Raw genomic sequence first — 18,605 nt, forward strand, 5'->3', positions numbered from 1 at the left:
CCGGGGCGAGCAGGGCCGACGATCTGGAGGTATCTGTGAAGGCGCGAATCGCTGCATCCGTCGTTCTCGCGGTCGGCGTCGCCCTCGCAACAGCCGGCTGCAATCTCGTCGCCCCCCAGGCGACCCGCAACCTCTACGACCCGAGCGACGGCGTCGGAGCCACGATCGGCGATCTCGCCGTCCGCAACGCGTTCATCGTCTCGGACGACGGCGAGCTGGGCACGCTCGTCACGACGGTCGTCAACTCCGGTGACCAGACGCAGACCCTCGAGGTGCAGTACGAGGCCTCGACCGGCCGCGTCGACGCCGAGGTGTCCGCCGTCCCCGGCAACACCGAGGTCGGCCCTCAGAAGGACGCCACGGTCACGATGTCCGATCTCGACACCGTGCCGGGCAGCCTCCTCCCCGTCTACTTCCAGTACGGCTCCGAGGAGGGCAAGGAGGTGCTCGTGCCTGTCCTGACGTCGGCTCTCGAGTCCTACGCGACCCTCACCCCCGCCCCGTCGGCCACCCCGACCCAGACGGCCACGCCCGACCCGGCGAACACCGCCCTGCCGACCCCCACCACCGAGCCCGGCAACTCAATCGAGCCCTCGAACGAGTAGCCCTCCCCGCACTCCTCCCGGAGGGCCGCTCGCTTCTGCGAGCGGCCCTCCGTCGTTGCACGGGGCGTGAGGCGCGTCTCGTGAGCCGGGCGAACGGGCGGCGACCCGATGCACCCGGTCAGAGAAGGAGGCCTGCAGACCCGCCCGGCTGACGCTGGTGGGTCTCGATACGCCCCTGCGGGGCTACTCGACCAGCGAGGGGGGGGGTGGCAGTCCCCTGTGCGAAAGCGCGACCTGAACGCCCGCGCCTTCCCGCTCGTCGCTCAGCGACGGCCCTCCCGCAGCGCCCGCCGCAGAGCGGCGACCCCTCAGAAGCAGCCCGCGGCGCAGCCACGGCCCTCTCACACCCGGTTCGCCGCGCAGCGACGGCCCCTCCCCCAAGCAGCTCGTCGCGCAGCGACGGCCCGACTCCCCCAAGCAGCTCGTCGCGCAGCGACGGCCCGACTCCCCCAAGCCGCTCGCCGCGCAGCGACGGCCCGACTCCCCCAAGCCGCTCGCCGCGCAGCGACGGCCCCACCCCCAAGCAGCTCGTCGCGCAGCGACGGCCCCACCCCCAAGCAGCTCGTCGCGTAGCGACGGCCCCTCCTCAAGACAGACGTTCCGCAGGAGGGTGGCTCACTCCGCCGGTCTGCAGGAGGGGATCGCGGGTCCTGGTGGGGGCAGGTGCAAGGCGGAGGAGGGCGCGATACTGGAAGTATCGCAACCGACGACAACGCCGCAGATGCCCCCACCAGGGCCCGCGATCACGCGTCGAAGCGGTAGCCGAGGCCGCGGACAGTAACCAGGAGCGTCGGCTCCTTCGGGGTCTTCTCGATCTTGGAGCGGATGCGCTTGACGTGGACGTCGAGGGTCTTGGTGTCGCCGAAGTAGTCGCTGCCCCAGACGCGGTCGATGAGCTGGCCGCGGGTGAGGACGCGGCCGGCGTTGCGCAGGAGCATCTCGAGGAGTTCGAACTCCTTGAGGGGCATGGGCGTCTCGATGCCGTCGACCTCGACCGTGTGGCGTTCGATGTCCATCTTGACGGGGCCGGCGACGACGATGCGCTCCTCGCCCGGGTCCTCGGTGCGGCGGCGGAGGACGGCGCGGATGCGGGCGAGGAGCTCGCGGGTCGAGTAGGGCTTGGTGACGTAGTCGTCGGCGCCGAGCTCGAGTCCGACGACGATGTCGACCTCGGAGTCCTTCGCGGTGACCATGATGATCGGGATGGAGGAGCGCGTGCGGATCTCGCGGCACACCTCCGTGCCGGGCATGCCGGGCAGCATCAGGTCGAGGAGGATCAGATCGTAGTCGCCCTCGTCGAAGGCGGCGACGGCGCGGGTGCCGTCCTCGGCGACGGTGACGTCGTAGCCCTCCCGTTCGAGCAGGTAGCTGAGGGGCTCGCTGAGTGCGCTCTCGTCCTCGACGAGCAGGATGCTGGTCACGGGGTGTCTCCTATCGGTGCCGTCGACGCGAAGGGCGTCCGGGCCGGGTCTACTTCGGGAAGTCGGATGGTGAAGGTGGAGCCGCGTCCGGGCTTGGACCAGACGCGCACGTCGCCGCCGTGGTTCTGCACCGCGTGCTTGACGATGCTGAGGCCGAGTCCGGTGCCGCCGGTGTGGCGCGATCGCGCCTGGTCGACGCGGTAGAACCGCTCGAAGACCCGGTCGAGGTCCTCTTCGGGGATCCCGATGCCCTGGTCGGTGACGGCGATCTCGACCACTCCCCCGGTCGAGCGCACGCCGACTCCGACGCGGGAGCCCGGGGGCGAGTACTGGATCGCGTTGGACAGCAGGTTGTGCAGCGCCGAGACGAGCATCTTCTCCTGGCCGGCGACGTACGCCTTCTTCATGCCGCCCTTGACCAGGGTGACGTCGTGCGACTCCGCCATCACGTGGGTCGTCTCGAGTGCGGCGACGACGATGTCGTCGACCCGGACCACCTCTGCGGTTCCGGCGACGTCGGTCGACTGGAGGCGCGAGAGCTCGATGATCTCGCGGGTGATCTTGGCGAGCCGGTGCGACTCCTGCGTGAGGCGGTGCGCGAACCGGCGGACCTGCGCCGGGTCGTCCGCGGCCGAGTCGAGGGCCTCGGCGAGCAGGCCGACCGCGCCGATCGGAGTCTTCAGCTCGTGGGAGATGTTGGCGACGAAGTCGCGGCGGACCGCCTCGAGCCGCCGGGCCTCGGTGTGGTCCTCGGCGAGCACGAGGACGAAGCGGGAGCCGAGGCGCGTGGCGTGCACCACGAGGGTGACCGCCACCTCCGAGAGCGGACTCGTCGAGAGCTCGAGGTCCTGCTCGATGTCGTCGCCGAAGCGCCGCACCCGGTCGACGATGGCGACGAGGTCGGGGTGGAGCAGCGTGTCCTGCGAGACGAGCCCCAGGGAGACCGCCCGCGTCGACGCCTTCAGGACGTTGTTGGAGGGGTCGGTCACGAAGGCAGGAGCGTCGATGGCGTCGATGATGGCGCCGATCCCCTCGGGGAGCCCGACGTCGGCGACATCGGCGGCGATCCGACCCTGCTGAGCGGCGACGGTGACGACGACGGTCATGGCGGCGCCGATGGCCAGCCCGATGACGAGCGCCAGAACAACGAACAAGCCCGTATCCACGGACCCCAGGCTAACCATCCACCGGCCGTCTCCCTACCGGACGCCGGTCCACCGGCTGCGGGTCGAGTACTGTTCAAACCCCCGGCACCGTCCGTTAACCTGCCGTGGTCATCATTGCTGCGCTTGCGCCGACTCGGTGCAGGCGCAGTGTCGTGCGTGGTGCGCGATGCAAACCCGGCACCGGCCTCCGTGTCTGCCGTAGAGAGGGTCGATCAGAAGATGCGCGAAGTTTTCCAGCAGGAGCTGGCCGAAGTCCAGGATCGCCTCGTCGAGATCTCCGGCCTCGTCGAGATCGCGATCGAGAAGGCGACCCAGGCGTTCAACCACTCCGACGTCTCCCTCGCCGAAGAGGTGATCGCGAACGACGACCGCATCGATCAGCTCGCGATCAGCCTGGACGAGCTGGCGATCGACATCCTCGCCCGCCAGGGCCCGGTCGCCCGCGACCTGCGCACCGTCGTCTCGGCCCTCCGCATCAGCGCGTCCCTCGAGCGGATGGGCGACATCGCCGAGCACATCGCGCAGCTCTCGCGCTACCGCTTCCCCGACAAGGTCGTGCCGAAGAGCCTCCGCCCCACCTTCGTCGAGATGGGCCGCCTCGACGTCGTCGTCGCGCACAAGCTCACCGAGCTCCTCCGCTCGCAGGACGGACGCATCGCCGAGGAGATCCGCGACGAGGACGACAAGATCGACGAGCTGCACGTCAGCGTGTTCGACAAGGTCCTCAGCGAGGCGTGGAAGGGCCAGGCCGCCGACACCGTCGACGCCACGCTCGCCAGCCGCTACCACGAGCGCTTCGCCGACCACGCCGTGTCGATCGCCAAGAAGGTGCAGTACCTGATCTCAGGCGATTACGCCTGAGATGACTCGTCTTCATCGCGCTCGCGCGATGAAGACCGCGGTCGGCTGTCCAGCGTGGGTGCGTGATGCAGAGCGTGGTGCGTTCGGCTAGAGCGAATCGCTGGGACGCGATTCACCCGTTCGCCTCGTGGAGGGGCGGCTGGTCTGCAGATTCGCCTCTGCAGGGAGTACCGGCAACGCGGTCGCTTCGCGTGAGGTGCTCGACCGGATGAGCTTCGGCTCGTGAAACGTGCTTCGGCTCGCAGGAATCGTCCGATCCTGCGAGCCGAAGGTGTTTCTGCGAGCCGGAGATCAGGCGCGCGGGACGTCCGGCTCGCAGAATGTCATTCGGCTCGCGGGAATCGCGGGTTTCGGCGCGCCGAACGTGATCCGGCGAGCCGGAGGTGTTTCTGCGAGCCGAAGGTGCTTCAGGGGTGCGCGCAGACGCGGACGGCCCGCGAGAACCGGGGTTCTGCGGGCCGTCCGACGGGGCGAGGGCTACTTCTTGGCGCCCTGGGCGGCCACGGCGGCGGCGCCGGCGGCGGCGGCCTCCGGGTCGAGGTAGCGGGCCGGCTCGGTCGGCTCGAAGTTCTCGTCGAGCGTGTAGACGAGCGGGATGCCGGTCGGGATGTTCAGCTCGGCGATGTCGGAGTCGGAGATGCCGTCGAGCGTCTTCACCAGCGCACGCAGCGAGTTGCCGTGCGCGGTGATCATCACGGTCTTGCCCGAGGCGAGGTCCGGCTTGATGTCGGACTCCCAGTACGGGAGCATCCGCTCGATGACCAGCTTGAGCGACTCCGTGCGCGGGAGGGCGTCGCCGAGGTCGGCGTAGCGCTCGTCGTGGGCCTGCGAGTACTGGTCGTCGTCGTCGAGCGGGGGCGGCGGCACGTCGAACGAGCGGCGCCAGGTCTGGAACTGCTCGGGGCCGTACTCGGCGAGCGTCTGCGCCTTGTCCTTGCCCTGCAGCGCACCGTAGTGGCGCTCGTTCAGGCGCCAGGAGCGCTTGACGTCGATCCAGAGGCGGTCGGCGGTCTCGAGGGCGATGTTCGCGGTCTGGATCGCGCGGGTCTGGCGGGAGGTGTAGACGACGTCGGGGTGAAGCCCCGCCTCGCTCAGCAGCTCGCCGGCACGGGTCGCCTCGGCGACGCCCTGCTCGGTGAGCCGCACGTCGACCCAGCCGGTGAACAGGTTCTTCTGGTTCCACTCGCTGTTGCCGTGGCGCACGAGGATGAGGGTGTAGGTCTCGGACATGCGCCCAGTGTAGAGGTGGCCCCTTTCGGGCGCGGATACGCTGGGCGGCATGCCGATCGGAGCCGTGACCCGCGGAACGACGGGCACCAACCGGCTCCGTCGGGTCGATCGCTGGATCGCCGAGCTGCCCGTCCTCCGGGACACCGCGGACCCCCTCGTGGTCGACCTCGGCTTCGGCGCGAGCGCGGTCACCACCCTCGAGCTGCACCGCCGCCTCGCCCGCGTCGCCCCGGGAGTCGAGGTCGTCGGCCTCGAGATCGAGCCCGCGCGGGTGAGCACGGCGCGCGAGCAGCTCGCCCGTGTCCGGCGCGGAGGCACCCCTTTCCCCCGCGACGCACGCGTCCGCTTCGAGCGCGGCGGCTTCGAGATCCCGCTCCCGCCCGGTCGGAGCGCGAGCGTCCTCCGCGCGTTCAACGTGCTCCGCCAGTACGACGAGTCGGCCGTCGCCAGTGCCTGGCAGGTGATGACCGAGCGGCTCGCTCCCGGCGGTGTGCTGGTCGAGGGCACCTGCGACGAGATCGGGCGGATCTGCACCTGGATCGCCATCGACGGGGACGGCCCCCGGTCGCTCACTCTGTCGCTGCGCCTGGGCGCCGTGCCCTCGCCGATGATCGCGGCCGAGCGGCTCCCGAAGGCGCTGATCCACCGCAATGTGCCCGGCGAGCGCGTGCACGCCTTCCTCCAGGCGCTCGAGCGGGCCTGGACCCTCAACGCTCCCCTCGCGGTGTACGGGCCGGCCCAGCGCTGGCAGGCGTCCGTCCGTGCGCTCCGCGCCGAGTGGCCGATCCTCGACGGGCCGCGGCGGTGGCGGCTCGGGGAGGTGACCGTCGCGTGGGACGCCGTCGCGCCCGCGGATCCGGCCCCGTCACTCCGCTGACAGCCCGACGCGTCAGCGCAGCTCGGGCAGCGCCTCCCTCGCCTCGACGGGATCGGTGCCGGCGGCCGTCAGCAGATCGACGACGAGCGGTCGCAGGATGACCAGGAGGGTCTTCTCGGCGAGGCGCGCCTCGGGGATCAGACCCTGCGGGTCGAGCGTCGTCGCCAGCAGGACAAGGTCCTGACGGGCGAGCGGGAGCACGGAGGGATCCGCGACGGCGCGCCCGAGCAGCGAGACGCCCGAGCCGAAGGACGCCACGACGGCGGCGAGGGCGGGGCGCCGGGCGCCGTCGCCGACGAGGAAGTCGGTGCGCCGAGCGACGATGCGGAGGTTGCGGGTCGCGAGATCGAGGGCGGCCAGCATCGCGTGCTGCCTCTCGAGCTCACCTCGGTGCCGGCGGACGAACGGCGAGATCCGGGCGACCCCTAGCGCCGACTCGAGGGCCGCAGACCAGCCGTCGATGGTCGGCTGCGTCCCGCGGACACGCTCCAGAGCTTCTCGGGAGGCGTCGCCGTCTCCGTCGCGGAGCGCTTCGGACAGCCCCTCGATCGTGGCCGACAGCGCGGAGACGAGGCGCCGGGCCTCCGCGCGAGCGGTCCGGAGCGGACTGCGCGGCACGATGGCGGTGCACAGCAGCGCCGCCAGTCCGCCGACGAGACCGTCGAGACTCCGGGTGAACACGCCTCCGTCGGGGGCGGGCAGGACCATGACGAGCATCGCCTGCGTGCCGGCGGCGACCGCGAAGCCGGGCGAGGGCGAGAGCGCCCGCCCGACGGTGAAGACGATCGCGAGCACGACGGCCAGCTGCCAGACGCCCGTACCCCACCAGAGCAGCAGGACCTCGCTCGCCGTGATCCCGATCAGCATGCCGACCGCCGTCTCGGCGACCTGCTTCGGCCGGGTGTCGCGCGCGATGCCGAGGCTCGAGATCGTCGCCGTGAGGGAGAGCACCGGGGCCGGGTGCCCGAAGACGAACCGCGACACCGAGTACGCGAGGATCGCCGCGAGGACGATCTGCAGCACGGCGGGGAGCGACGTGACCGCCCGCCCGAGACCGCGGCCCGGGCGGATGGCGTCGACGCGGACGAGCCGCCGGAGCCCCTCGGCCGCCCGATCCGGCCTCGCGGATCCTGCGGCCACCACGGCGTGGCCTACCTGGTCTTCGCCCCGAGTCGGGGCAGGCGGGGCACCCCCGCCTCCGCACCGGCTCCGGGCGGGACGACGACCTCCTGCGAGGCGGCGACGCGGACGTCGCCGGCGAGGACGGTGAGCTCGTTCTCGACGGGCACGGAGCGCTTGACGACGGCGAGGGCGATCGGTCCGTCCTCGTAGTGCCAGGCGCTCGAGGTGACGGCGCCGACCTCGACCGGTTCGCCGCCCTTCAGCGCGGTGACCGGGTCACCGTGCCCGGGAAGGGCGGAGTCGGAGCCGTCGAGCTGCAGGAGCACGAGGCGCCGCGGTGGGTGCCCGAGGTTGTGCACCTTGGCGACGGTCTCCTGGCCCCGGTAGCACCCCTTGGCCAGGTGCACGGAGGAGCGGAGCAGGTCGAGCTCGTGCGGGATCGAGCGGTCGTCGACCTCGGTGGCGTGACGCGGGCGCCACGCTGCGATGCGGAGGGCCTCGAGTGCGTCGGAGCCGGCCAGCGCGACTCCGGCGCTCGCGGCCCTCGCGGCCAGCTCGACGAGCACGGCACGCGGCACGAGGGTCTCGCGGTAGAGCCAGGACGCCGCAGGGTGCTCCTCGACGGCCGCGTACTGCCAGCCGCCGGGCTGCACCTGCGACCACGGGTCGAGCCAGCTGACGCCGCCCAGCGAGAGCGCGAGGGTGGTGGCGGAGGAGTCGCCCAGCGTCGCGAGAGTCGCGAACTCGTCGGTGCGATCGGCGATCTCGACCCGGAGCATGAACCGCATCCGGTCGAGCCAGGCCGCGAGGCCCGGGGTCTCGTCGCGGTCGAGGAGCAGCCACGCGGTCTCTCCGTCGTCGACCACGCGGATGACGTGCTCGATGCGACCGGACGGGTCGAGCAGCAGGGTCTCGGCGGAGGCACCCGGTGCGAGCCGTGCGAGGGACTGGCTGGTGAGGGAGTCGAGCCAGGTGAGCCGGTCGGGGCCGGTGACGGTGACGACTCCGCGACCCGAGAGGTCGACGAGCGCCGTGCCCGCGGCGAGTGCGCGCTGCTCGCGGAACGGCTCGCCGTAGTGCGCGGCGACACCCGGCTCGGCGATGCTCGCCGTCGCGACGGCTCCGGCGACCGAGAGGAGCGGTGAGATCGGGTCAGTCGACACGGGCGAGCCTCCCTGAGGCGTGGGTGCGGAGGCCCTGGCCGAGCGCGGCGATGTCCCACGCCCAGAGCAGGTGGTCGTCGACGAGGCCGTAGAGGCGCGTGGCCGCCGCGTAGTCCTTCGCCGCAGCGGTGCGCATGACGGCGTCGGTCGCGAGGTCGATGCGCGGACCCTTGACCTGACCGAGGTAGAGCTCGCTGACGCCGTCGGGGTGCACGAGGGAGACCTCGAGCTCGAAGCCGCCAGCGGCGTTGCGGAGGGTCTCGACCGACTCGGCGTCGGGGAACGCGGGAGCGCCGCGACCGGGCAGCATCGCCGGGCCGGCGTCCGCATCGGTGAGCAGACGGCTGAGGCGCCAGTACCCCGTCTCGCTGACGAGCGGGCGGTGGCCGACCTCGTCGTTCTCGTCCTCGATCAGCCAGGTGTAGGAGCTGTAGTTGAGGTACGGCAGCCCGTCGTAGCTGAAGCTGATGCGGTGGCCGAACTCGGCCTGGACGGAGTCGTCGCCGACGACGTAGTCGACGACGCCCGAGCCCTCCCAGACGCCGAGCAGCCAGGACAGGGGGACGAGCTCGGGCGGGAGGCCCGACGGCAGCGAGATCAAACCGGCTCTGACCCGGCGGCTAGCGCTGGCCGCGGTAGAGCTTGAAGACGACGATGCCCGAGACCCACGCGATGGCGAGCGAGGCGAGCCCGAGCAGTCCGAGATAGAAGAGTTCGAGGGCGAGAAGCATGGTCCCCATCCTATGCGGCGACGCCGACACGGGCGCGGGCCGGAGGGGATTCAGCGGGAGGCGAGAGCGGCGACGCCGCTGGCGAGGCCGACGATGACCATCGCCCCGACCATGCTCGTCATCGTGCGGAGCAGGTAGCCGGAGGCGCGGGCGACGGCGAGCTGCACCGCGAAGGTGGCGAGCACGCATCCGCCGAAGGTCAGCGCGAGCCAGAGCTGCGCGGATCCGGCCGGAGCGACGACCAGAGTGACCACCGAGCCGACGAGAGCCAGCGCCCAGACGATCCCCACGCCCACTCGGTCCCCGCTCATCCGTCAATTGTGCCCCAGGCGATCGGCCCTCCCGGCCCGCCGCTAGTATTGCCGCAGACAGTTCTGGAGGATCCGTGGCGCAGTTGTTGATACTGACCTCTGCGGGGGGCACCGAGGTACTGCCCGCTCTGGGGCTGCTCAGCCACAAGACCCGGCAGATCCCGGCCGAACCCGCGCATCTCGTGAACGCACCGAGCTGCGACCTCATCTTCGTCGACGCCCGGCAGGACCTCGCCAGCGCGAAGTCGCTCTGCAAGATCCTCACCACCACCGGGATCAACGTCCCCCTCATCCTCATCCTCACCGAGGGGGGCCTCACCGCGGTGAGCGCCGACTGGGGCGTGAACGACGTGATCCTCGACTCCGCCGGCCCCGCCGAGGTCGACGCGCGCATCCGCCTCGTCATCGGCCGCCTCGCACAGGAGCAGTCGGCGTCGCGGATCCAGGCGTCCGGTGTCGTCATCGACGAGGCGAGCTACTCGGCCAAGGTGCACGGGCGCCCGCTCGACCTCACCTTCAAGGAGTTCGAGCTCCTGCGCTTCTTCGCCACGCACCCCTCGCGGGTCTTCACCCGCGAGCAGCTGCTCAGCGAGGTGTGGGGCTACGACTACTTCGGAGGCACGCGCACCGTCGACGTGCACGTCCGGCGCCTGCGCGCGAAGCTCGGCGACCTCGAGTCGCTCATCGGCACGGTCCGCAACGTCGGATACCGCTTCAACGTCTATGAAGAGGACAATGAGCGAGTCGCTCAATCTCTCGGTTGAGAACCTGTCCGACCCCGCGGTGTCCGCGGGGCTCGAGCACCTCATCGGTCGCGCCACCTGGTTCGACGAGCAGCCCCCGTTCAGCGATCAGACGCTGGTCGATGCGAGGGCCGGCTCGCGGACGCTGCTGATCGGCCTCCGCGCCGATGTCGTCGTCGCCGCGGCGGTCCTCGGCCAGGGCGAGCTCGAGTTCGTGGTCGATCCGGAGTGGCGAGGCGTCGGCTTCGGTCGCGCGACCCTCGAGCAGGTCCTCGCGAGCGGCCGGACGGGGCTGCTGGCCTGGGCGCACGGCGATCACCCCGCGGCGCGGGCCCTCGCGGCGTCGCACGGCTTCTCGCCCGTCAGGACGCTGCTGCACCTGGCGCTCGATCCGCTCAGCGCACCCGAGGTCGTCGTCCCCGACGGCTTCGCCCTCTCGGACGCCCGCGATCTCGACCCCGCGGAGTGGGTCGCCCTCAACGCCCGCGTCTTCGCCGCGCACCCCGAGCAGGGTCGGCTGACCGAGGACGACCTCGCCGCCCGACGCGCCGAGCCGTGGTTCGACGAGGGCGACTTCCTCCTGCTCCGCGACGCGAGCGGCGCGCTCGTGGGCTACGACTGGCTCAAGATCGAGCCCGGATCGACGACCGGTGAGATCTACGTGCTCGGCATCGCCCCCGAGGCGGCGGGCCACGGCCTCGGCCGGGCGCTGCTCGGAGCGGGCCTCGCGCGGATGGTCGAGCGGGGCTGCACCGCCGCCGATCTCTACGTCGAGGCCGAGAACCGCTCGGCCGTCGCGCTCTACCGCTCGCTGGGATTCGTCGACGCCTCCGTCGACGTGCAGTACCTGCAGCGGGCTCCCGCGGTCCGCTGACCTCGAGCCTCCTCCCCAGGCCGCGTTCACCCCGCATTCACCACCGGCGGCGCGACGCACACGGACGCGGTGCCAGGATGGACGCATGGACGGCGACAACCTGATTCTCGAGGACGGCCTGAGCGACGAGCTCGACGACGACTTCGACGACGAGGAGGAGCACTCCGACCCCCTGCTCCCCGACAACCGCTACCTCGATCGCGAGCTGAGCTGGCTGGCGTTCAACCAGCGCGTGCTCGAGCTCGCCGAGGATCCGCTGGTGCCCGCGCTCGAGCGGGCGAACTTCCTGGCGATCTTCTCGTCGAACCTCGACGAGTTCTTCATGGTCCGGGTGGCGGGCCTGAAGCGGCGCATCCTCACGGGTCTCGCGCTGCCGACCAACATCGGCCGCGTCCCGGTCGACGTGCTGACCGACATCTCCGAGAAGGCGCACCTGCTGCAGCAGCGCCACTCGCGGGCGTTCAAGGAGCTGGTCGAGCCGGCCCTGCGCGACTCCGGCATCGACATCGTGCGGTGGAGCGAGCTCAGCGACGCCGAGCGTGAGGTGCTCGACGACTACTTCTCGGCCCAGATCTTCCCGGTGCTCATGCCGCTCGCGGTCGACCCGGCCCACCCGTTCCCCTACATCTCGGGGCTCTCGCTCAACCTCTCGGTGCGCGTGCGCAACCCGAAGACGCAGAAGACCGAGTTCGCGCGCCTCAAGGTGCCGCAGATGCTGCCGCGCTTCGTCCGCATCGCCGGTGTCGCCGCTCCCGGCGAGCCGATGCGCTTCATCTCGCTCGAAGACCTCATCGCGAACCAGCTCGACGACCTCTTCCCGGGCATGGAGATCCTCGACCACCACGTCTTCCGGATCACCCGCAACGAGGACGTCGAGGTCGACGAGGACGAGACAGAGAACCTCATCAAGGCGCTCGAGAAAGAACTGCTCCGTCGCCGGTTCGGCCCGCCCATCCGGCTCGAGGTCACCGACGACATGGACGACGAGACCCTCGGGCTGCTCGTCCGCGAGCTCGACATCACGACGCAGGAGGTCTACAAGCTCCCGGCTCCGCTGGATCTCAGCGGGCTCTTCAGCCTGCAGAAGATCGACCGGCCCGATCTGAAGTACCCGAACCACGTGCCGACGACGGCCGTCCAGCTCTCGCCGAGCGACTCGAACCAGCGTCAGGACATCTTCAAGGCGGTCTCGCGCGGCGACGTGCTCCTGCACCACCCCTACGAGTCCTTCGCGACGAGCGTCCAGGCGTTCCTCGAGCAGGCGGCGGCCGACCCCGACGTGCTCGCGATCAAGCAGACGCTCTACCGCACGTCGGGCGACTCCCCCATCGTCGAGGCCCTGATCGACGCGGCCGAATCGGGCAAGCAGGTGCTGGCGCTGGTCGAGATCAAGGCGCGCTTCGACGAGCAGGCCAACATCTCGTGGGCGCGCAAGCTCGAGAAGGCCGGCGTGCACGTGGTCTACGGACTCGTCGGGCTCAAGACCCACTGCAAGCTCGCGCTCGTGATCCGCCAGGAGAAGGGCGGGGTCCTCCGGCACTACTCCCACATCGGCACCGGCAACTACAACCCGAAGACCTCGCGCATCTACGAGGATCTGGGGCTGCTGACGGCCGACGCCGAGGTGGGCAAGGACCTGACGCGCCTCTTCAACGAGCTGTCGGGCTACGCGATCGAGAAGAAGTTCAAGCGCCTGCTCGTCGCACCGCGCCACCTGCGCAAGGGCCTGCTCAAGCGCATCGAGGCCGAGACCGAGAACGCCCGCAACGGGCTGCCCTCCGGCATCCGGATCAAGGTCAACTCGATCGTCGACGAGGCCGTGATCGACGCCCTCTACCGCGCCAGCCAGGCCGGCGTCCCGGTCGACGTCTGGGTCCGCGGCATCTGCGGCCTCAAGCCCGGGCAGGAGGGCCTCTCCGAGAACATCCGCGTCCGCTCGATCCTCGGCCGCTACCTCGAGCACTCGCGCATCTTCAGCTTCGTCAACGGCGGAGAGCCCGACGTGTTCATCGGCAGCGCCGACATGATGCACCGCAACCTCGATCGTCGCGTCGAAGCACTGGTGCGGATCGTCGAACCCGCGCACCTCGCCGAGATCGAGGACATGTTCGTGCGGGCGATGGACGAGAGGACCGCCTCGTGGTGGCTCGGCTCGGACGGCACCTGGACACGGCACCACCTCGACGAGGACGGCGCCCCGCTGTCCGACCTCCAGAACCGGCTGATGCAGCACATCTCGCACCGCAAGCGCGCGGCGTCCCGGTCCGCCTCGCGCGTGTCGAACCGCTGACGCTGTGACGGGCACCGTCTTCGCCGCAGGAGCCGTGTGCTGGCGGCTCATCGAGGGCCGACCGCACCTCCTGGTGATCCACCGACCGCACCGGAGGGACGTCAGCCTGCCCAAGGGCAAGGTCGACCCCGGCGAGTCGCTGGCCGAGACGGCGGTCCGCGAGATCCGCGAGGAGACGGGGCTCGCCGTGGCGCTCGGCGTCCCGCTCGGCTCGACCGAGTACTCCCTCCCGAACGGTCGGCCGAAGGCGGTCTACTACTGGGCGGCGCAGGTCACCGAGAAGGCCGTCCTCGCCTCCGATTTCGTCCCCAACGACGAGGTGGAGGCGCTCGAGTGGGTGAGCGTCAAGAAGGCCCGCAGCTACCTGACCTACCCGCACGACGTGGCGATCGTTGACGAGTTCGCCCGCATCGTCGCCCGCGGCACGCTCGACACCTTCGCGATCGTGGTGCTCCGGCACGCCAAGGCCGTGCCCCCCTCCTCCTGGGACGGCCGCGACTCGACCCGCCGCCTCAACCGCAGGGGCACCGAGGAGGCTGCGGCGGCCGCCCGCGCCGTCGCCGCCTGGCGCCCGCGCCGCCTGATCTCGAGCACGGCGAAGCGCTGCCGCGCGACGATCTCCCCCCTCTCCGCACTGGTGAAGCGTCCCGTCCGGCTCTCGGAGGACATCAGCCAGGAGGCGTTCGAGCGCGGGTCCGCCGATGTGCGCTCCGTCGTCGGCAAGCGTGTGCGAGCGCGCAAGTCGGCCGTACTGTGCAGCCACGGCCCGGTCATCCCCGAGATCCTGCGCGAGATCGCGCTGGCGACGGCGACTCCGCTCGGCGCCTACCTCGACGAGGCGTCCGACCTGCCCACCGGCGGCTTCACCGTGGTCCACCTCTCGACTGAGCACCCCGGCTCGGGCATCGTCGCGGTCGAGACGCACACGCCGCTGGCCTGACGCTCCCGGGGCGAGTGCGAACCCTGCTCCGCGCACCGGGATCGGGCAATGGGCCACCCCGCCGTTCACCCCGCGTTCACCGAGCGGTCGCGGTCAGGACACGACTGCTCCGTACTGTCGCCTGCGGGCCGCACCAAGCCCTGTTCTGTCTCCATGCTTTCCTACCCGAAAGGGATATCCGTGCGTTTCTCGCGCCTCGGCCAGACGGCCGTCATCGCTGCCGTCGCAGCCCTCGCTCTCACCTCCTGCGCCGCCAACGAAGGTGACACCGCCACCGGCGGATCCTCCGAGTCCTCCAGCAGCCTCGAAGGAACCCTCAACGGAATCGGCGCGTCGTCGCAGGGCTCCGCTCAGGAGACCTGGGTCGCCGCCTTCCAGGGTGCGAACCCCGGCGTCACCGTCAACTACTCCCCCGACGGCTCCGGCGCGGGCCGCGAGGCGTTCATCGCCGGCGGCGCCGACTTCGCCGGTTCCGACCGTGCGCTGAAGCTCGAGGAGCTCGAGGGCACCTTCGGCAAGTGCGCCGAGGGCACCTCGGCCATCGACGTCCCCGCGTACATCTCGCCCATCGCGATCGTCTTCAACGTGGAGGGCCTCGACGAGCTGAACCTCGACGCCGCCACGACCGCGGGCATCTTCAAGGGCACCATCACCAAGTGGAACGCTCCCGAGATCGCTGCGCTGAACCCCGACGCGACCCTCCCGGACGCCAACATCACCGCGGTCCACCGCTCGGACGACTCGGGAACCACCGAGAACTTCGCCGCGTACCTCAACACCACCGCGCCCGACGTATGGGACGCCGAGCCGGACGGAGTCTGGCCCTACGAGGGCGGCGAGGCCGCCCAGGGCACCTCGGGCGTCATCGACACCGTGACCAACGGCCAGAACACCATCGGCTACGCCGACGCCTCGCGCGCCGGTGAGCTCGGCACCGCGAAGATCCAGGTCGGCGAGGAGTTCGTCGAGTACTCCCCCGAGGCCGCTGCCGCGATCGTCGACGCGTCGCCCGAGGCGACCGACCGTCCCGAGAACGACATCGCGTACGAGATCGACTACGCCACCGAGGAGTCGGGTGTCTACCCGATCGTCCTGGTGAGCTACCTCATCGCGTGCCAGGAGTACCAGGACCCCGCGACGGCTGAGCTCGTCAAGGCGTACCTCGGCTACGTGACCAGCGAAGAGGGCCAGGCCGAGGCCGCCTCCTCCGCCGGCGCCGCGCCGCTCTCGTCCGAGCTCTCGGCCCAGGTCGCGACCTCGATCGAGTCGATCAAGTAATCCCCCCTCGAGAGGCGGCCCCGACCATACTCGGTTCGGGGCCGCCTCTCGGCTCGCACCCCCTCTCTCCATCGAACGCAGGGAATCACCATGAGCACCGTTGAGCGGCCAGTCGGCGCCATCAAGGCGAAGCAGCGACCGGCCGACCGGATCTTCGCCGGATCGGCAGTCGCCTCGGGCACACTGATCCTCATCATCCTGGCGGCCGTCGCCCTCTTCCTCGTCGTCCAGTCGATCCCCGCTCTCACCGCACCCGCCGACAACATCTCGGGTGGCGCAGGCTTCTGGGCGTACGTCGGTCCGCTGGTCTTCGGCACCGTCTACGCGGCGGCCCTCGCGCTGGTCGTGGCCGTGCCGATCTCGATCGGCATCGCGCTCTTCATCTCGCACTACGCGCCCCGCCGCCTGGCACAGGGGCTCGGCTACATCATCGACCTCCTGGCAGCCGTGCCGTCGGTGGTCTTCGGCCTCTGGGGCATCACCGTCCTGGCGCCGTTCGTCCAGCCGTTCTACACGTTCCTCACGGACGCGTTCGGCTGGTTCCCGCTCTTCGCCGGCCCCGTCTCGGGCACCGGTCGCACGATCCTCACCGTCGCACTGGTGCTGGCCGTCATGATCCTGCCGATCATCACCGCCATCTCCCGCGAGGTGTTCCTCCAGACGCCGACACTGCACGAGGAGGCGGCACTCGCCCTCGGCGCGACCCGCTGGGAGATGGTCCGCACCGCGGTCCTGCCCTTCGGCCGCCCCGGCATCATCTCGGCCTCGATGCTCGGCCTCGGCCGTGCACTCGGCGAGACGATGGCGGTCGCGATCGTCCTGTCGCCCTCGTTCGTCGTGAACTTCGCGCTGCTGCAGTCCACGAACTCGAACACCGTCGCGGCGAACATCGCGCTGAGCTTCCCCGAGGCCTACGGCCTGAAGGTCAACGAGCTGGTCGCGTCGGGCCTGATGCTGTTCGTCATCACGCTGCTGGTCAACATGCTCGCCCGCTACATCATCAACCGCCGCAAGGCCTTCTCGGGAGCGAACTGATGGTCACGATCACTCCGCCCAGGCAGCGCCGCGTCGAGGACGCGCCGCTCGCTCCGGTCAACACGCTCACGAACGGCCAGCTCCCGAAGTGGGCCCCGGCGGCCCTCCTGGGCGGCAGCCTGGCCATCATGGCGCTCGTCTACGGCCTCCTCGCCGTCTCGGGCACGACCGATGGCTTCGACATCGTCGGCACCGTGTTCTTCGCGGCGGTGCTCTACACGATCGCCGTCTTCGTCATCGCGCGGCTCGTCGAGGGCGCGCGCCGAGCGACCGACCGCGTCGTCACGACCCTCGTGACCGCCGCGTTCGTCATCGCGCTGATCCCGCTGATCTCACTGATGTACACCGCGATCACCGCCGGTGCCGCGCGGTTCGACCTGCTCTTCTTCACCTCCTCGATGCGCAACGTCGTCGGAGAGGGCGGCGGAGCGCTGCACGCCATCATGGGAACGGTCATCATCACCGCGATCGCCGCGCTGATCTCGATCCCGATCGGCCTGATGACGGCCATCTACCTGGTCGAGTACGGCCGGGGATCGCTGGCTCGCGGAATCACCTTCTTCGTGGACGTCATGACCGGCATCCCGTCGATCGTGGCCGGCCTCTTCGCCTACGCCCTCCTCGTCCTCTTCTTCGACGACGGCGTCCGCATGGGCTTCGGCGGCGCACTGGCGCTGTCGGTGCTGATGATCCCCGTCGTGGTCCGCTCGACGGAGGAGATGCTGCGGCTGGTCCCGAACGAGCTGCGCGAGGCGTCCTTCGCCCTCGGCGTGCCCAAGTGGCTCACCGTCGTCAAGATCGTCCTCCCGACCTCGATCGCCGGCATCGTCACGGGAGTCATGCTCTCGATCGCCCGTGTCATCGGCGAGACCGCGCCGCTCCTGATCGTCGCCGGCTTCACGCAGTCGATGAACTACAACCCGTTCGACGACCGGATGATGACCCTCCCGGTGTTCGTCTTCCGCCAGTACGCCGATCAGGGCTCCGACGCGAGCGCCTACCTCGATCGGGCCTGGACCGGCGCGCTGGTCCTCATCCTGATCGTCATGATCCTCAATCTCCTCGCACGCCTGGTCGCGCGCATCTTCGCCCCCAAGCTCGGCCGCTAACCCTAAGGATCTCCGTTGTCCAAGCGCATCGAAGTCAACGACCTCAACGTCTACTACAGCAAGTTCCTCGCGGTCGAGGGAGTCGGTCTCACCATCGAGCCCCGCACCGTCACCGCCTTCATCGGCCCGTCGGGCTGCGGCAAGTCCACCTTCCTCCGCACGCTCAACCGCATGCACGAGGTCATCCCCGGTGCCTACGTCGACGGCGAGGTGCTGATCGACGGGAACAACCTCTACGGCCAGGGCGTCGACCCGGTGCTCGTGCGCCGTCAGGTGGGCATGGTCTTCCAGCGTCCGAACCCGTTCCCCACGATGTCGATCCGCGACAACGTCCTCGCGGGCGTCAAGCTGAACAACCGCCGCATCTCGAAGTCCGACGCCGACGCGCTCGTCGAGAAGTCGCTCCAGGGTGCGAACCTCTGGAACGAGGTCAAGGACCGCCTCGAGAAGCCGGGATCCGGGCTCTCGGGTGGACAGCAGCAGCGTCTGTGCATCGCCCGCGCGATCGCGGTCTCGCCCGACGTCCTGCTGATGGACGAGCCCTGCTCGGCGCTCGACCCGATCTCGACTCTCGCCATCGAGGACCTCATCGAGGAGCTCAAGAACGAGTACACGATCGTGATCGTGACCCACAACATGCAGCAGGCCTCGCGCGTCTCGGACCGCACCGCGTTCTTCAACATCGCGGGTACCGGCAAGCCGGGCAAGCTCATCGAGTACGACGACACCGCGACGATCTTCTCGCGCCCGTCGGTCCAGGCGACCGAGGACTACGTGTCGGGCCGCTTCGGCTGATCCGTTCCCGTCGCGAACGCAGAAGAGCCGCACTCCTCCGGGAGTGCGGCTCTT

18 protein-coding genes are annotated in these 18,605 nt (G+C 70.2%); 11 read left to right on the forward strand and 7 right to left on the reverse strand.

The window, feature by feature from the left end:
• Window positions 1-35: 35 nt before the first annotated feature.
• Window positions 36-605, forward strand: a complete 570-nt coding sequence (locus GRS92_RS00135; protein WP_159852193.1) for a hypothetical protein — start codon at window positions 36-38, stop codon at window positions 603-605.
• Between the two features lie 743 nt (window positions 606-1,348).
• Here the strand turns inward: GRS92_RS00135 and GRS92_RS00140 are convergent.
• Both GRS92_RS00140 and GRS92_RS00145 read right to left on the reverse strand, forming a co-directional pair.
• Window positions 1,349-2,026: a response regulator transcription factor gene (locus tag GRS92_RS00140; RefSeq protein WP_159852195.1), complete on the reverse strand. Its 678-nt coding sequence runs from the start codon at window positions 2,024-2,026 to the stop codon at window positions 1,349-1,351.
• Window positions 2,023-3,180, reverse strand: a complete 1,158-nt coding sequence (locus tag GRS92_RS00145; RefSeq protein WP_327437415.1) for a sensor histidine kinase — start codon at window positions 3,178-3,180, stop codon at window positions 2,023-2,025. Before GRS92_RS00145 ends, GRS92_RS00140 begins: the two co-directional genes overlap by 4 nt.
• A 231-nt stretch (window positions 3,181-3,411) precedes the next feature.
• On the opposite strand from GRS92_RS00145, the gene phoU reads away from it, so the two are divergent.
• Window positions 3,412-4,053 carry a phosphate signaling complex protein PhoU gene (phoU, locus tag GRS92_RS00150; RefSeq protein WP_159852199.1) on the forward strand — a complete coding sequence of 214 codons (642 nt, stop codon included), beginning with the start codon at window positions 3,412-3,414 and terminating at the stop codon, window positions 4,051-4,053.
• Between the two features lie 477 nt (window positions 4,054-4,530).
• On the opposite strand, the gene GRS92_RS00155 is transcribed toward phoU, so the two are convergent.
• Entirely contained in the window at window positions 4,531-5,283 is a 753-nt protein-coding gene (locus tag GRS92_RS00155; RefSeq protein WP_159852201.1) for a phosphoglyceromutase, read from the reverse strand.
• A gap of 49 nt (window positions 5,284-5,332) precedes the next feature.
• Here GRS92_RS00155 and GRS92_RS00160 point away from each other — a divergent pair, with 49 nt between their 5' ends.
• Window positions 5,333-6,160, forward strand: a complete 828-nt coding sequence (locus tag GRS92_RS00160; protein WP_159852203.1) for a class I SAM-dependent methyltransferase — start codon at window positions 5,333-5,335, stop codon at window positions 6,158-6,160.
• A gap of 12 nt (window positions 6,161-6,172) precedes the next feature.
• Here GRS92_RS00160 and GRS92_RS00165 read toward each other — a convergent pair whose 3' ends face one another.
• The 4 genes from GRS92_RS00165 to GRS92_RS00180 form a co-directional block, all read right to left on the reverse strand.
• Complete coding sequence (locus GRS92_RS00165) at window positions 6,173-7,303, reverse strand: FUSC family protein (protein ID WP_159852205.1); 1,131 nt, start codon at window positions 7,301-7,303, stop codon at window positions 6,173-6,175.
• Between the two features lie 8 nt (window positions 7,304-7,311).
• Complete coding sequence (ygfZ, locus tag GRS92_RS00170; RefSeq protein ID WP_159852207.1) at window positions 7,312-8,445, reverse strand: CAF17-like 4Fe-4S cluster assembly/insertion protein YgfZ; 1,134 nt, start codon at window positions 8,443-8,445, stop codon at window positions 7,312-7,314.
• Complete coding sequence (locus GRS92_RS00175) at window positions 8,435-9,046, reverse strand: FABP family protein (protein WP_159852209.1); 612 nt, start codon at window positions 9,044-9,046, stop codon at window positions 8,435-8,437. Before GRS92_RS00175 ends, ygfZ begins: the two co-directional genes overlap by 11 nt.
• Before the next feature lie 180 nt (window positions 9,047-9,226).
• A complete protein-coding gene (locus GRS92_RS00180) occupies window positions 9,227-9,487 on the reverse strand; it encodes a hypothetical protein (RefSeq protein WP_159852211.1) in 261 nt (86 codons plus the stop codon).
• A 74-nt stretch (window positions 9,488-9,561) separates the two neighbouring features.
• Between GRS92_RS00180 and GRS92_RS00185 the strand changes: the two genes are divergently transcribed.
• From GRS92_RS00185 to pstB, 8 genes are all read left to right on the forward strand, one after another.
• Entirely contained in the window at window positions 9,562-10,251 is a 690-nt protein-coding gene (locus GRS92_RS00185; protein WP_056037016.1) for a winged helix-turn-helix domain-containing protein, read from the forward strand.
• Window positions 10,223-11,104: a mycothiol synthase gene (gene mshD / locus GRS92_RS00190; protein WP_159852213.1), complete on the forward strand. Its 882-nt coding sequence runs from the start codon at window positions 10,223-10,225 to the stop codon at window positions 11,102-11,104. The genes GRS92_RS00185 and mshD overlap by 29 nt, the downstream gene beginning before the upstream one ends.
• Before the next feature lie 85 nt (window positions 11,105-11,189).
• The gene (locus tag GRS92_RS00195) at window positions 11,190-13,394 is read left to right on the forward strand and encodes an RNA degradosome polyphosphate kinase (protein WP_159852215.1); all 2,205 of its coding nucleotides are present in this window, start codon (window positions 11,190-11,192) and stop codon (window positions 13,392-13,394) included.
• A 4-nt stretch (window positions 13,395-13,398) separates the two neighbouring features.
• Entirely contained in the window at window positions 13,399-14,334 is a 936-nt protein-coding gene (locus tag GRS92_RS00200; RefSeq protein WP_159852217.1) for an NUDIX hydrolase, read from the forward strand.
• 180 nt (window positions 14,335-14,514) lie between these two features.
• Window positions 14,515-15,612 carry a phosphate ABC transporter substrate-binding protein PstS gene (locus tag GRS92_RS00205; RefSeq protein WP_159852219.1) on the forward strand — a complete coding sequence of 366 codons (1,098 nt, stop codon included), beginning with the start codon at window positions 14,515-14,517 and terminating at the stop codon, window positions 15,610-15,612.
• 90 nt (window positions 15,613-15,702) lie between these two features.
• Entirely contained in the window at window positions 15,703-16,647 is a 945-nt protein-coding gene (gene pstC / locus GRS92_RS00210) for a phosphate ABC transporter permease subunit PstC (RefSeq protein ID WP_159852221.1), read from the forward strand.
• The gene (pstA, locus tag GRS92_RS00215; protein WP_159852223.1) at window positions 16,647-17,756 is read left to right on the forward strand and encodes a phosphate ABC transporter permease PstA; all 1,110 of its coding nucleotides are present in this window, start codon (window positions 16,647-16,649) and stop codon (window positions 17,754-17,756) included. The genes pstC and pstA overlap by 1 nt, the downstream gene beginning before the upstream one ends.
• Before the next feature lie 15 nt (window positions 17,757-17,771).
• A complete protein-coding gene (gene pstB / locus GRS92_RS00220; RefSeq protein WP_159852225.1) occupies window positions 17,772-18,551 on the forward strand; it encodes a phosphate ABC transporter ATP-binding protein PstB in 780 nt (259 codons plus the stop codon).
• Window positions 18,552-18,605 lie beyond the last annotated feature (54 nt).

This window comes from Rathayibacter sp. VKM Ac-2754 (assembly GCF_009807095.1).
GTDB lineage: Bacteria > Actinomycetota > Actinomycetes > Actinomycetales > Microbacteriaceae > Rathayibacter.

What these genes read in the sequence shown, in the direction of transcription:
- pstA (WP_159852223.1), top strand. Translation starts at nt 16,647, where the DNA reads ATGGTCACGATCACTCCGCCCAGGCAGCGCCGCGTCGAGGACGCGCCG.
- phoU (WP_159852199.1), top strand. Translation starts at nt 3,412, where the DNA reads ATGCGCGAAGTTTTCCAGCAGGAGCTGGCCGAAGTCCAGGATCGCCTC.
- pstC (WP_159852221.1), top strand. Translation starts at nt 15,703, where the DNA reads ATGAGCACCGTTGAGCGGCCAGTCGGCGCCATCAAGGCGAAGCAGCGA.
- GRS92_RS00195 (WP_159852215.1), top strand. Translation starts at nt 11,190, where the DNA reads ATGGACGGCGACAACCTGATTCTCGAGGACGGCCTGAGCGACGAGCTC.
- GRS92_RS00180 (WP_159852211.1), bottom strand. Translation starts at nt 9,487, where the DNA reads ATGAGCGGGGACCGAGTGGGCGTGGGGATCGTCTGGGCGCTGGCTCTC.
- mshD (WP_159852213.1), top strand. Translation starts at nt 10,223, where the DNA reads ATGAGCGAGTCGCTCAATCTCTCGGTTGAGAACCTGTCCGACCCCGCG.
- GRS92_RS00160 (WP_159852203.1), top strand. Translation starts at nt 5,333, where the DNA reads ATGCCGATCGGAGCCGTGACCCGCGGAACGACGGGCACCAACCGGCTC.
- GRS92_RS00155 (WP_159852201.1), bottom strand. Translation starts at nt 5,283, where the DNA reads ATGTCCGAGACCTACACCCTCATCCTCGTGCGCCACGGCAACAGCGAG.